Annotated in this window: 15 protein-coding genes; 5 read left to right on the forward strand and 10 right to left on the reverse strand. The window is 36.6% G+C overall.

Features of this window, described 5'->3' with window-relative positions; all coding sequences use genetic code 11:
• Nucleotides 1-4: 4 nt before the first annotated feature.
• Nucleotides 5-514 carry a phosphatidylglycerophosphatase A family protein gene (locus RCG20_RS08405; RefSeq protein ID WP_308183776.1) on the forward strand — a complete coding sequence of 170 codons (510 nt, stop codon included), beginning with the start codon at nt 5-7 and terminating at the stop codon, nt 512-514.
• Between the two features lie 43 nt (nt 515-557).
• On the opposite strand, the gene RCG20_RS08410 is transcribed toward RCG20_RS08405, so the two are convergent.
• Genes RCG20_RS08410 through RCG20_RS08420 form a run of 3 tightly spaced genes read right to left on the reverse strand, consistent with a single transcriptional unit; the run spans nt 558 to nt 3,135 of the window.
• The gene (locus tag RCG20_RS08410; protein ID WP_308183777.1) at nt 558-1,325 is read right to left on the reverse strand and encodes a TIGR01457 family HAD-type hydrolase; all 768 of its coding nucleotides are present in this window, start codon (nt 1,323-1,325) and stop codon (nt 558-560) included.
• Nucleotides 1,326-1,378: 53 nt separating this feature from the next.
• Complete coding sequence (locus tag RCG20_RS08415; protein WP_308183779.1) at nt 1,379-1,816, reverse strand: DUF86 domain-containing protein; 438 nt, start codon at nt 1,814-1,816, stop codon at nt 1,379-1,381.
• A 35-nt stretch (nt 1,817-1,851) separates the two neighbouring features.
• Nucleotides 1,852-3,135 carry an EAL domain-containing protein gene (locus tag RCG20_RS08420; protein WP_308183780.1) on the reverse strand — a complete coding sequence of 428 codons (1,284 nt, stop codon included), beginning with the start codon at nt 3,133-3,135 and terminating at the stop codon, nt 1,852-1,854.
• Between the two features lie 193 nt (nt 3,136-3,328).
• Between RCG20_RS08420 and RCG20_RS08425 the strand changes: the two genes are divergently transcribed.
• Both RCG20_RS08425 and RCG20_RS08430 read left to right on the forward strand, forming a co-directional pair.
• Nucleotides 3,329-3,595: a DUF3055 domain-containing protein gene (locus RCG20_RS08425; protein WP_308183781.1), complete on the forward strand. Its 267-nt coding sequence runs from the start codon at nt 3,329-3,331 to the stop codon at nt 3,593-3,595.
• Between the two features lie 62 nt (nt 3,596-3,657).
• Entirely contained in the window at nt 3,658-3,945 is a 288-nt protein-coding gene (locus RCG20_RS08430; protein ID WP_308184309.1) for a cytosolic protein, read from the forward strand.
• 67 nt (nt 3,946-4,012) lie between these two features.
• On the opposite strand, the gene RCG20_RS08435 is transcribed toward RCG20_RS08430, so the two are convergent.
• Nucleotides 4,013-4,288 carry a YutD family protein gene (locus RCG20_RS08435; protein WP_308183782.1) on the reverse strand — a complete coding sequence of 92 codons (276 nt, stop codon included), beginning with the start codon at nt 4,286-4,288 and terminating at the stop codon, nt 4,013-4,015.
• 113 nt (nt 4,289-4,401) lie between these two features.
• On the opposite strand from RCG20_RS08435, the gene RCG20_RS08440 reads away from it, so the two are divergent.
• The gene (locus tag RCG20_RS08440; protein ID WP_308183783.1) at nt 4,402-5,037 is read left to right on the forward strand and encodes a YhcN/YlaJ family sporulation lipoprotein; all 636 of its coding nucleotides are present in this window, start codon (nt 4,402-4,404) and stop codon (nt 5,035-5,037) included.
• A gap of 180 nt (nt 5,038-5,217) precedes the next feature.
• Here RCG20_RS08440 and lipA read toward each other — a convergent pair whose 3' ends face one another.
• Nucleotides 5,218-6,135, reverse strand: coding sequence for a lipoyl synthase (gene lipA, locus RCG20_RS08445; RefSeq protein WP_308183784.1), 918 nt, complete (start codon nt 6,133-6,135; stop codon nt 5,218-5,220).
• A gap of 251 nt (nt 6,136-6,386) precedes the next feature.
• On the opposite strand from lipA, the gene RCG20_RS08450 reads away from it, so the two are divergent.
• Nucleotides 6,387-7,328 carry a M23 family metallopeptidase gene (locus RCG20_RS08450; RefSeq protein WP_308184310.1) on the forward strand — a complete coding sequence of 314 codons (942 nt, stop codon included), beginning with the start codon at nt 6,387-6,389 and terminating at the stop codon, nt 7,326-7,328.
• A gap of 146 nt (nt 7,329-7,474) precedes the next feature.
• Here the strand turns inward: RCG20_RS08450 and yunB are convergent, their stop codons facing one another.
• The 5 genes from yunB to RCG20_RS08475 all read right to left on the reverse strand — a co-directional run bounded on the left by yunB (nt 7,475) and on the right by RCG20_RS08475 (nt 13,592).
• Nucleotides 7,475-8,233, reverse strand: coding sequence for a sporulation protein YunB (gene yunB, locus RCG20_RS08455; RefSeq protein ID WP_308183785.1), 759 nt, complete (start codon nt 8,231-8,233; stop codon nt 7,475-7,477).
• 69 nt (nt 8,234-8,302) lie between these two features.
• On the reverse strand, nt 8,303-9,658 hold the full coding sequence (locus tag RCG20_RS08460; RefSeq protein ID WP_308183786.1) for a bifunctional metallophosphatase/5'-nucleotidase: 1,356 nt from the start codon (nt 9,656-9,658) through the stop codon (nt 8,303-8,305).
• Nucleotides 9,659-9,679: 21 nt separating this feature from the next.
• Nucleotides 9,680-10,501, reverse strand: coding sequence for a sulfite exporter TauE/SafE family protein (locus tag RCG20_RS08465; RefSeq protein ID WP_308183787.1), 822 nt, complete (start codon nt 10,499-10,501; stop codon nt 9,680-9,682).
• 1,226 nt (nt 10,502-11,727) lie between these two features.
• Nucleotides 11,728-12,336 carry an immunity protein Imm33 domain-containing protein gene (locus tag RCG20_RS08470; protein WP_308183788.1) on the reverse strand — a complete coding sequence of 203 codons (609 nt, stop codon included), beginning with the start codon at nt 12,334-12,336 and terminating at the stop codon, nt 11,728-11,730.
• Nucleotides 12,336-13,592, reverse strand: coding sequence for a hypothetical protein (locus tag RCG20_RS08475; protein ID WP_308183789.1), 1,257 nt, complete (start codon nt 13,590-13,592; stop codon nt 12,336-12,338). Before RCG20_RS08475 ends, RCG20_RS08470 begins: the two co-directional genes overlap by 1 nt.
• Nucleotides 13,593-13,598: the final 6 nt, after the last annotated feature.

The following is a 13,598-nucleotide window of genomic DNA, read 5'->3' on the forward strand; positions in this document are numbered from 1 at the left end:
TTGAATGGCAAGTAAAAAAAAATCAGATATAACAGAAGAAACAGCACTTAGGTGGCTAAAAGAACGAGGCGTAGAGATTCAAGATATTGCTGATTTAGTCTATTATCTTCAGCAAAAATATCATAAAAACCTAAAAATCGACGATTGTTTGGCAAATGTAGAACGGGTTCTTTCGAAAAGAGAGGTACAAAATGCAATTCTAACCGGGATTCAGCTTGATATGCTTGCAGAAAAGGGGATGCTTGAAGAACCACTTCAATCCATTATTAAAGTAGATGAAAGCCTTTATGGTGTTGATGAAATATTAGCTTTTTCAATCGTTAATGTATATGGCTCCATTGGATTTACCAACTATGGTTACATCGATAAGCAAAAGCCTGGTATCTTGAAAAGGCTTAATGATAAATCTACTGGGGAATGCCACACATTTTTAGATGATATTGTTGGGGCTATTGCTGCTGCTGCCTCTAGCAGGTTAGCACATAGGGTTGCTGCTGAAGCTGAAGAAGAATAAAGAGCAAGGCCCTCTCTTTAAAGGGAGAAGGCCTGCTCTTCGTTTATATTATATCCCATTGATCTAATGAATCGACGGTGTACGTAGGTTTACGATCATAACCAGCTAACAATTCCTTCGTTGTGACACCTGTATGGACTAATAAGGTGTCCATCCCTGTATTCATTCCTGCTAAAATATCTGTATCATAATAATCGCCGACCATTAATGTTTCTTCTTTGGTCGTGCCTAAAACCTTTAACGCTTGCTCCATGATTATGCTTTCTGGTTTACCAATAAAGATGGGCGCTGTTTGGGTAGATACTGTAATAACAGCCGTTAGCGATCCATTTCCAGGCAGTAAACCTCGTTCCGTTGGTAAGGCAATATCCCCATTTGTAGAAATAAATGTGGCACCGTTCCTTACAGCCAAACATGCAGTGGCTAATTTTTCATAATTAATTTCTCGATCAATCCCAACAACTACAAAATCAGCATTCTCTCCGCCAAAAACAAATCCTTTTTCTTCAAGTGCTGTTTTAATGCCCTCTTCACCAATCACGTTAATGGTCGCATCTTTTTTCTGCTCATAAATAAAATTAGCTGTAGCCTGGCTTGTTGTAAACACCAATTTTTCATTTGAGGGGATATCAAATTCCTGTAATTTTTCCGAAACTTGGGCTGGTGTACGTGAAGAATTATTTGTAACAAATAAATATGGAATTTCTTTTTCCTTAAGCCTTTTTACAAAATCACTTGCCGCCTCAATCCGTTCTGAACCTTTATACATCGTTCCGTCTAAGTCGATCAAATAGCCTTTATATTTTTTCATTTATCAAAACTCCTATCTTTATTAAGAAAAAAAACCGCATATGCGGTCTAAAATTAGCTTTTAAAAGCTGAAACAGGACCCAATTCATTCAAGAGATAGTCCCTTACATTCTGAGAAAATAAAGTAAATTCCTGAATATGATTTGAAAAAGCTTTATGTAATTTGTGATGATCTATTTCGGTATAGGTCTGAACAAGCATTTTACGATGTTGAACAAGCATTTTTAAATTTTTGCCTGTTTCTGAAGAAATAACCTTCTCGTCGATTAAAATTTCAACTATATCCTCATAACTTCCGGGATCCCGCATAATAAATCCATCGATCATCGCATTACCAACATCTAAAACAACCTCAATCATCACATGTGCTATTCGTTCCAATGCGGCTTTTTCAATTGGTGTTGTCCATTCTTGCTTCATTGAAAAAAGCGCAATTTGACTTTCAAGACAAACTAATCTTTCCTCTATTTTTTCCCGATCGACAAAATACATTCAAATCCACTTCCTTTATAAGATGTTTTACTATTTCACACAAGGACACCCGGTCGTGCATAATAAAAACCTTGGGCTAAATCTACATTGTTCCTTGTCAGAACAGAAGCTTCTTCTTTATTTTCGATACCTTCCGCGACAACTAAAGAACCTGCTTCCCTCGCCACTAATAACAATCCTTTTAGCATTGATTCTTTAACAGTATTTTTATCAATATTTTGAATAACAGACCGATCAATTTTAATGATATCTGGTAATACTTCACTTATCGTATTCAAACTTGCGTATCCAGCACCAGTATCATCAATTGCAATCTTAAAACCCATTAAACGCAATATTTTAATATTATGTATAAAATCCTTTATTTCCTCGATCGAGTCACGCTCAGTTATCTCAAAAGTTATTTGCGTTGGGGAAATCCCTTTAAACCGCAGCATCAGTAGTTTTAGATCACGGATAAAGCTCATATTCCCAAGAGTAAGTGGTGTACAGTTTATAAATATATTCTGCTTACATTTTGTATCCTTAATTTGTTGAAGTGCTTTGCCAAACACAATCATTTCTAAATCATATAACATTCCAGTCTGCCTTGCCACAGAGAAGAGCGTTAACGGGCTTTCAAGAATGGTCCCCTCAGGGCCACGAGAAAGCATTTCCCAAGCATAAACTTCATTCGAAGCTACATTAAAAATAGGCTGTGCCAAAAGTTTTATATCCTTTTGAGAAACAATTTTACTCATCTGATACACCATTTCATTATACTCTGAATCAGTTCTTTTTTCAGCCATCATGGTAGCTTGCTTCAAGGCTTTTGCAATTGTATCTTCAATTGCAGCATGCTTTTTTTCAACAAACATATAACCTGTTTGAAAATGAGGTAACAGTAAAGCATCCTGAACTATGAGTCTATCCTCAACTTCAGCCATAATTTTAGTAATGAGGCCATCAATTTCTGATAAATAATAACGGTCATGCTCCAATTTAATTAGGAGCGTGAAGCCCTCTCCAGAATAATCATGGAGAGAGATTATTTTGTCTTTCGCAATCTCCTGCCCGATAACAATCCGAAAATGCTTTTTTAAGCTTTCCATAATTCGAGTGTAATGGAATTTTCCAGATTGATCAGCTAATTCTTGTGTATCTTCTAAATTAAAAACAATAACAGCTACTTCATATCCTTGTTTAAACGCGGCTTTAACACCTTCAACAACAGGATTTCTTAAAATAAATTTTGGGGGATAAAAACGGATGGAGGTGAAAGGTAAAAAAAGTTTTCCCCATTGAAAAAGTCTTTTGGCTTTTTCCACATAACGATGCATTTCATTCATTCCTCTCAGAAGAAAACATCAATAAGATACTATAATTGTAACATAAAATGACAATATTCGTATTATTTCCTTACAATGAAAATTCTTCCGCCCATAAATAATGCCTTAACTCCAAAAGCGTTCAATACTTTGCTAAAATAGGAGTGTGTCGAAATAAGTACAATATTAAAAAAGGAGTAATTTCATGACAGATCGCTTTTTTTTATACGATGATACAGAAGAAACTAGAACAAGATTCATTAGCTTCGTTGGGACGAATCAGCGCTTTGACTTAGCCATCGTTCAAACAACTCGCCATTATGGAAAGCAGCTTGTCCTTGATTTACAAGGAAATCGATTCGCCATTATTGGACAAGATGACTTACAGGAGGAAGGGTATATAGAGCATGCTTTTCAATTGAGTGAAGAGGATGCTGAAGAATTATCGTCTCTTTTATCTGAGATAGTGTAATCTTACTAACATGAATTTCTCCCTTTATTGAGATAATAACAACGTAAAGGGGTGAAAGCATGATGGATGATCAAGAAACAAAAAAGTATACTGATTTCGCTAATGTTGAAAAACAAAGAAATTATCTTACTGCTGAAAGCTTACCAGAGGGCCCTTACGGCTCTCCAATTAGAAAGAACGAACCCGTTCAGAATAAAAGCACTCCCTGGAGAGACGGGCAGCGCTACTATAGTGCCTTTAATTATGAAAACAAAACGTTGCATCAGAATATGCCTCGTCAAATGGAGGGGGCACATCCTACACATGACGATCCAGATACGGATGTTCAGCCTCCATACGGAAAGAGTTAATAGGTAAATTGCCAATAATTCCTTAACAATTAGAAAAAGGGCCAGATTTTAAAGTCTGCCCCTTTTTTTATTTTTTTATTTTCTTCAAAACAAAATAAGCACAGCCAAAGTTACAATACTCGTACAAATACTCCGTTACAGTGCTGACCTTTGTGTCAAAGGAAGCTTTTTGATTTTGATCATCAAAAAAACCTTTTAGACGGAGCTGACCGTAGCCCCAATCTCCAACAATGTAGTCATACCTTGATAAAATATCACTATATCTTGCTATAAAGGCCTCTTCATTAAAACCATTTTGGTATTCTAGAGTAACCTCATATGCGGTGTTGTTGACTAGTATCATGATATCACCCCAATTTAACAGCCAATCTTATTTCCATTATAACCGATTCACCATCAATTACTAAGAAAAAAAATCTCCCTTTTGGTCATTTTAATAAAAAAGGAGGGTTTTTGATGCAAAAATTTATACTGGTTGCCAGTCTCTGCATTATAACAGGATTAACTGGATGTTCCAAAAATTTGGAAGATCATGGTGTTTATCATAAAAGCGGCAATACCCTGAATGTAAATACTAAAAGGACGGATCTTTATAATGAAGGTGGTGCCAAAAACATTCGCAATGTAAGTAATAACTATGGATTTGTTCGACATCAAAAGAACCCGGTCATGAATAACCAAGCAAATAAACACTATGCTGCCATTGACCGTGAACAACTGGCCAACATTATCAGTAAATACTGTACAGCTATACCAAATGTAAATGACGTTGCTACACTTGTCACTGATAGTGAGGTCCTTATTTCCTATCTTACAGATACAAAAGACCGAAATATGACAGCAGATCAAGTAAAGAAAACTGCAATGACGGTCATTCCACGTTATTATCATGTGTATGTCACAGACGATAAACATTTAATGAGGGATGTAGAAAATCTATCACATCTTGACTCCACAAGCAGAAATGCTCGTAACCTTGTCAATCATTTAGTTACCCAAATGAAAAAATCACCACAAGGAAAACCAATGAATGCAAGTGAAAATGCCAATGGCGAAACCCCAGATGATAAAATTGGTCAACCAAATCGATAAAGAAAACTCGCTGATTGGCGAGCCCCTAAGGGCGATGACAGAAGCGTAGTTGCCCTTATGCGCTAGCAGAATTTATGGATATAAATTCTGATTAGCTAAAGAAAATGGGCCTGTTCCCCATTAACCACAATGACAGCAAATTTCGATGTCTATTGTGTATGGGTCAGGCCCTCTTTTACATTACGCTTCTTTAGATTCTTGTTCACTAAGCATCTGTTTATGTTTTGCCGCAGCGCTTACTTGCTCGTCAGCATGATACGAAGAACGAACAAGCGGCCCTGCTTCACAATGACTAAATCCTTTTGAAATCGCAATTTGTTTTAATTCTTCAAATTCCTCAGGGCTGTAATATTTTTCAACCTTTAAATGCTTTCTCGTTGGCTGTAAGTATTGGCCAATCGTTAGAATATCTACAGAATTTGCTCTTAAGTCGTCCATAGTTTCAAAAATTTCTTCTTTCGTTTCACCTAAACCAACCATTAAGCTTGATTTTGTTGGAGTAGTCGGCAATAACCCTTTAGCTCGACGTAAAAATTCCAGTGATCGATCATATTTTGCACGTGATCTTACACTTGGCGTAAGGCGTCGAACTGTTTCAATGTTATGGTTTAAAATATTGGGCTTCGCTTCCATTAAAACCTTTAAGTTTTCTTCCTTACCCGCCATATCGGAAGGCAGTACCTCAATAGTAGTAATTGGATTTTTCCGACGGATTGCTCGAATTGTTTCTGCAAAAACGGCAGCTCCACCATCTTTTAAATCGTCACGGGAAACAGCGGTCACAACCACATGTTTTAAATTCATTAATTGAACCGAATCAGCTACTCTTTCTGGCTCATCCCAATCTAATTCGGTGGGTAGACCTGTTTTTACCGCACAAAAACGGCAGCCCCTTGTGCAAACATCTCCCAAAATCATAAATGTAGCCGTTCTTCTTTCTGCCCAACATTCATGGATATTAGGACATCTAGCTTCTTCACATACTGTATGAAGATTATTTTCCCGCATCATTTTTTTTAAACCTATGTAATGATCATTTGTGTTTAATTTTATTTTTAGCCATTCCGGTTTTCTAACATATTCTTCATTCCTGCTCATTTTCCAACCTCCGTTTTAAACATCAAAATCTAAAAATAAATTGTTATAAATGAGTTTCTTCCTTTGTCAATGTAACACATTGACAAAGGAAGAAACAAGACAAACTATTTTCACAATTTTATTACCATTTATTAGTCCTTATGAAATAGCCAATAACTCATAAACTAAAATTGTAAATGATTTATGGAAGGAGAATTCCTTTGCGGGCATTTTTGATACTTTTCGCATGCCTTATCCTTTTTATCTCTCCAATGGCTGTTAACAATACCCAAGCCCATGATTTGGATCCATATCAGAAAAGAATGGAGCTATATAAAAAGGTAGAAGCGATTACGCAAATTCCCTGGTACTATTTGGCGGCAATTGATCAATATGAAAGAAACATTCGCCAGGTCCGCAGAGACTTGCCAAAAACCGATGGAATTATCGGAATATTTGTGAACCAGGAAAAATGGGCCGGCTTAACAAATCCAAATCCATCTGATGAAAATCCTGCCACCATTCAATTTTTCAATGGAATTGGGGTGGATGGAGATGGAGATGGAAAAGCAAGCGCACAGAATGATGAAGACCTATTATATGCCATGGCTAACTATCTTCTTGGTTACGGTGTAGATGAAGATAACTTAAAAATAGGGCTGTGGAATTATTATCACCGAGATAAAACAGTTGGTATTATTGTCGGTAAGGCAAAAGTATACCGTCACTTTAAGAAGCTTGATTTAAATACACATGCATTTCCTGTTCCAATTCGTTCAAATCATAGTTATCGAACCACATGGGGAGATGCACGCGGCTGGGGTGGAAGACGAATACATGAAGGCACAGACATTTTTGCTGGATACGGAGTTCCTGTTCGTGCAACTAATTATGGAATTATCGAAATGAAGGGTTGGAATAGGTATGGAGGCTGGCGAATTGGGATTCGTGATATAAATAATACCTATCATTATTTTGCCCATATGAACGGTTTTGCAAATGATTTAAAGGTAGGTAAAATTGTTGAACCAGGAATGGTTATCGGTAGTGTAGGAAGTTCCGGTTACGGGCCTCCAGGGACTTCAGGTAAATTCCCACCACACCTACACTATGGCATGTACAAGGACAATGGATACACAGAGTGGTCCTTTGATCCATATCCGCATTTAAGGATGTGGGAGCGCCAAGAAAGATTTCAAGCAAGACGAAAATAAGGACATTTTAAGTCTTGGTACCTATTACAAATCCTACACAATACTCTAACGAAAAATGACATACAAAATGACGTGTGAATTGGCACACGTCATTTTATTATTGAAATTTAAGTTCTTTGATTCACATGAACTTTCAGTACACCATTTTATTTATTTTTCTTATCTGGCAGTTGAATGGCTGGAGATGAACCGCTACCTCCATTAAAATATTGCGGAACATCTCCCTGAATTAAACCTGCTGCAATCGGAATGTTTTCTGTCAGTTTTGTTATTTTTGTCGTGAATGGGGTTATGATTTGGACAGACACAACCAAATGTAGTGAGGCATCAATCCAAGTATTATTAATCCCCATCGGAGTGGCTTTCATTCTTACATCTGGACGGATATCACCAATAGCATTAAATTTTATTGGAATTTTTGGACCTAGGTTACCAAACAAGGCATTTTTCGTTGCTTGACCTAAAGGTACATACCAGATAATAAACCCGTCACTCAATTTATTATTTTTTTCGATTTCCACATCAGTTACTTGAGATAAAGAAGGAAAACTTCCCTTTTCTACCTCATCTATGTTCTTTTGAATCTCAGCAACAGTGTCAGCTAAAGCACGATTAATCACCGATGTTTTTAATTGTACAGAAGATATCTTCCCCTTTGTTTTTATTTCAATAACATTACTAATATCATCAACATTCGTTGTCTTTTTATCAATGGCGTCATTAATAACAAGTGAAGCGATTTTTCGGGTTTGAGTTTCTGCATATTTCATTAGCGTTGGCTCTATAGCTTTATTAACAAGCCATAACCCTGCTGCTGTTGAGAATATAAAAAAGACAAGTGATATTAATAATACATAGCGGAATGGTAGGCCAAAGCTTACATGCTTCCTACGAAACTTAGCCAAAAAAATCCCCCCTTTACAAGCTATATGTATGCTGTAAAGAGAGGAACTAGCGCAAAAAAGGTGAAAATTTTATTCTGTTTGTAATTTCCATTTTAAAAGATCGCGCAGAAATTCAGGGAGATAATATTTTTTATGCTTGCAATCGTAAATTTCAGGAAAAAATCTTCCAAACGAAAACATATCTGGAATGGCAAGGGAATAACATTTATCCAGGTTGATTTCCTCACCATTTATGAGTAAAGGACGGCTATCATCATTAAAACAAATTCCATCAAATATGAATACGCCCATAACAGTTCCTCTAAAGCCAAAGCCTTTAATCTCCATATGTGGCCATTTTGGATCTTTTGTTTGAAAAATGACTTCTTTTAGTTGTCTACCCGTTAACTCAACCTTACATGGATTAATCGGATGAGGGCAAATTTTTAGCAAATCAAAGTTTGTTACCTCCCCTGATAAATTCCCCAAAAGGAGGCCTGCATTTATAATCGCACAGTCTGCCGCACACCATTCTCTCAATGTGTTGCAAAGCAATCGGGAAAGATTTGTTTCACGAAAAGGATCACACTGTAGCTCTCTTTTTAAGTTTACGATCCTTTGATTTAGTAACTTCTTACCCTGTTCATAAAAGAATTCTACTTTTTCTTTTTCACCGATGATTGGGGAAAGCATATCTACATCAAATAAAATAGCCGTTTTTTCAATTGCAGTTTTTTGGTCATTTATTTTGATCGTAACCTGTCCAACATAATGTCCATACTTACCCGCAGCCGCAAGAATCGTTTGATTTACTCGTTTGCCCTCTGGAAGAATGTGGTGGGTATGACCACCTAGAATCACATCGATTTCAGGAAACAGTTCTGCAATTTTTTCATCATCTTGAATTCCTAAATGTGAGAGTAAAATGATGATATCGGATTGCTTTTTCACAATTTCAATCCATTTCTTCAATTCTTCCATTGGTTTCGAAAGATTCCATCCAAGTAAGTTATATATATGGTGAAAATACGCAGTTAATCCAATGACACCGATCCTTGTCCCTTGCCCAGTATGATAAATCCTGTATTCCTTTACCCATTCAGGATGGATTGCCTCTTTATTGTAGAGATTTGCAACAAGAACATCGAAGTCCGCATCTTCATATAAAAGAGACAAATCCTCATAAGAAAAATTTATTCCCTCATTATTGCCAATCGTTATCGCTGTATAGCCGGATTGGTTTAATAGCCTAGTATTTCCCTTTCCCTTTGTTCCCTCTGTAAAAGGATGCCAACGGTCAACAAAATCACCTATATCAAATAGTAATACCTCATCCCCAGCTTTTAGATGTTCTTCTTTCTGATTAACCAAAAGTTGTTGAATCCTTGGCCAGCGTTCCAGGTGACTATGGATATCGTTCGTATGATATATATGTATAGTTTCCATTATCTTCTTCCCTCTATTTTCTTAGCCCATAATTCCTTGATAAATAAGACGTATAGCAACAATAACCAAGATTGCTCTTAAAATGATAACAATCGTTTTACTGTTAATTTTGGTGTTCAAATAGACACCAATTTTAGCACCAATCCATGCCCCTGGTACCAATGCCAATGCATACATCCAATTAACATTACCTAGAATTACATGTGTAATCGAGCTTAGGATTGATGTTGGTAAAATCATAAACATTGACGTTGCTACGGCAACATGTGGTGGGAAGAAAAAGACTAAAATCATAGTCGGAACCATTAGGGAACCGCCACCAACCCCTAAAATACCAGACAAAAAACCAACTATCGCAGAAATAACAATTCCCATTAGTGGACTAAAGCCATACTCAAAGGATTTTCCAGTGTTATCAGTGAACGTTCTGATAATTCCTTTGTCTTTGCGGTAAGGAATTGGCTTAAGTTTTTCTTTTAACATTAAAACAATCGAAACGAGCAAAATAAATAGCCCAAAAAAGATATTAAATGAGTGTAAATTTAATTTTTCTGTCACCCAAGCACCTAGAATACTTCCTGGACCACTACCAATTAGGAAAATTAAGCCACTTTTATAATCAACTGTCTTATGTTTCATATACGCAAGTGTTGAGGACATTCCAGTGAAAATCATCGTAAAAAGGGATGTTCCTGCTGCTACTTGTGGTGTCATATGCTCAAAACCAGTTAAAGTACCTAAATAGAGCAAGGCGGGAACAACGATAATTCCACCACCTAGACCAATTAGTGAGCCAAGTGAACTTGCTCCAATACCAATCAGAACCAGAATAATCCATTCCATTTTGTTCAACCATACCTTTCCATACTAAAAAATAAATTAAAGAAAAACCCGCCTATTGGCAAGCCCCTAAGGGCGATGATTATGCGTAGTTGCACTTATACGCTAGCAGAATTTATGGATATAGAATTCTACTTAACCAAATTATCGTGTCAAAATCCTGTCCACGATATTTACACTGGTGAAAGTAGCACCCTCATTTATTCATGATAGCATATGTGTTTAATTTTTCCATTGGAAATACTCCATTTTAAACCATCATAAAATTATTCTGTGGATTAACTCCAAAAATATAGGTTTTTCATGCGAGCTTTTTGGGATTAATTTGATCATTTAATAACCCGTTTAAGTTTTGGCTATATTTTAAGGGGGTTTTGGCAATTTATTGAAGGGTTTTGGCTAATTAGACATTTTTTAGTAAAAGTTACACTAATAAAGGAGTTAAAAGGGGTATCGACTTAGTCAACCTCGACTACTACTTACGGCCGTTCTTTGATTTCATCCAAAGAACCGTACCTACCAGATGGTAAGTGGTTTCATTTTTTTTGTAACACTTTTTAAACGAATAGCGAATATTATACGACCGTCTTTAGTTAAAATACAACACAAAATTTATAGGCAAAAGGCTGTAAAAGAACGTCCTTTAACGTTACCTCTTGTTTATCGCCACGAGCTTTGTCAATCTCGTTAGTTTGTCAACCATTCCATATGATAACTATCCCTGTCATGTAAAATGTCATCTCGCCCATTTCTATTTCTTATTCAGTTCCGCCAAGTATCAAGATGATACTCCTTGATGGTACAACCATAATGAGCTTTCGATTTTCAAGTAAATCATTTTCTTTTTGTCTCACTCAAAAACCCTCACTTTCTTTTTATTCACTAGATTTATGTATCTGTATCGTTACCATCTTTAGCATTACGAGCTTTGTCATTGTCTTTAGTTTGTAGGTTTTGCAGTATAATAAGTCCTCTTGGCATGTAAAATGTCATCTCGCCTATTTTTTCTTATTATTTTCACAAACACAGTACTAAAACAGAATGCCTTGAAGGTACTACCTTCATGAGCTATGAATTTCATACAATTTTTTTTAGTTGTCCAATGCATAAATTTCTTACAAAAAAAACAAAAAGCACTTGTGCCTATAGTAGACAAATCAAGTGCTTTATTCAATGTTTTACTTCCTGTATAGTTTAGTTGTGTAACTTAAGATTTCCGTAAATAAAATCTATATAGAGCCTTTAAAAACATCTACATCGTTTTCGTTTAATACTGCTTTTATTTCATTACCTTCAAAAACAACCATATAGTCATTTGGTAAAGCAAGAACTTGAATGATTTCTGGTCTAATTTTTAGTAGTTGATAAGCATATAGAGCATACAACTCTGTAGGATTATTATCCTCTACAGAGCCTATATACCAACCTGAATCTCCTTTTTCAACATCTCCATTTCTTTGTAAATATATTTTCTCGAGTTCTAGTACACCTTTAGAAAGTATGATTTTATCACTAAATTTTATTGATAAACCATCGACATTTATCTTTCTCAAAAAATGACCTTGTTCTAGTTGTACCCACAATGCTAAAGTTAAATCTTCTGTTATATCTTCAAATGGATTTCTAGTGTAATCAGGAGTAGTCAATATAAAATTCCCGGTTTCTCTCTCATGTAAATGATAGACGGACCAACCAACTTGTAGAGAGAATCCATGAATTAATTTATTACGATCTACCTGTTCTAATATAGCAAACAAAATTTCTATTTGAGGTTCTAATTCTTTTTCAGCAGTCACTATAATGGTTTTACCCATAATAATCTTTTCAAATTTATTCATTACCTCAACCTCTCTTCTATAGCTACATTTAGAGCTTCTCTAGCTTGTTTCTCTTTTTCTAGCATTTCCATTCTAACATTAACAGGAACCTCTCCCATCTTAGAATGTCCTTTCCAATCAGCCCAACTATGAGCCCCCTTAAATGCATTCGAAGATTTTCCAAGACCAGCAAAATTATCTTTTAGATTTAGAATTTCTATTTGTTGTTCTCTAGTTAACCTACTGAATCCATCCATTTCAGTTATTTCTTTCATTGAAACAATATGGTCTGCTTCAAACTTATCAACTTCATACCCGTATACTGGGTCTACTTTAGGACCATCTGGATTAACCATTTTTCTTATATCGTTACTTGGTGTCTTTTTCCTCAAATTTTTATATTCATCTTTTGTAATACCATTACCCGTACCCTTAGCTGCTACCGCCTCCGTGCCGTTGGCTCCTGCGTGCTCTCCAGACTTTATCAAAGAACCGTTGCTCTTGGATGCGGTCTGCTTCACTCCCACAACACTCACCGTTTCTCGTCTACCAACCCCAGCCAAGGCTAGTTTACTCTCTCCACCATTATCTAACGTTGACCGTACTGTTTGCAACAACCTTTTGCCACCTTGAGCGGCAAATTTAATATCACTGCGGGTAACATTAACCAAGTCCTTTACCTTCGATAGCTCCGCCTCAGGTGCCGTGGTCAAACCAAGTCCTGTTGATACAGCTAGATACGCAACATCACCGGCTTGTCCACCATATTTCTTTGCCATATTTTCCGCAAAATTGTGCGTTCCTACCTTAGAGAGGTTCCCATTGAAAATGCTTGCCAGATCACCCGCAACGGTTTCCGATGTGGCGAGGCCAAATACCGTTCCACCGACCGTCTCGGCTGCTCCGCCTACTACAGACAGCAGTGCCTCCCCTGTCTTCAACGGATGCTTAGCGAGATTTTCTACACCTTTTGCCACCTTTGAGTCAGCAATATCCTTACCCACATGTTTTCCAAAAGCCATCATGCTCTCTGTATATTTAGAAATGGCCGTTTTCATTTGTTTCACAGCTTGTTCCTGATTTTTAACTTCTTTGTCCACAGCGTGGGATACTTCATGGGCCACATTCTTAACTGAATTTTCTACAGATTTCCCCACTTTTTTAGCGGCATGCTCAACTTGTCCAACTACATGACGAATGTCTTTGGCCACTGATTTTTCTGCATGCGCCACCTCATGGGCCACGTTTTTGGCTGTATGTTCTATCGATTTTTCCACGCCTTT

Source organism: Neobacillus sp. PS3-40 (assembly GCF_030915485.1).
Classification (GTDB): domain Bacteria; phylum Bacillota; class Bacilli; order Bacillales; family Cytobacillaceae; genus JAUZPL01.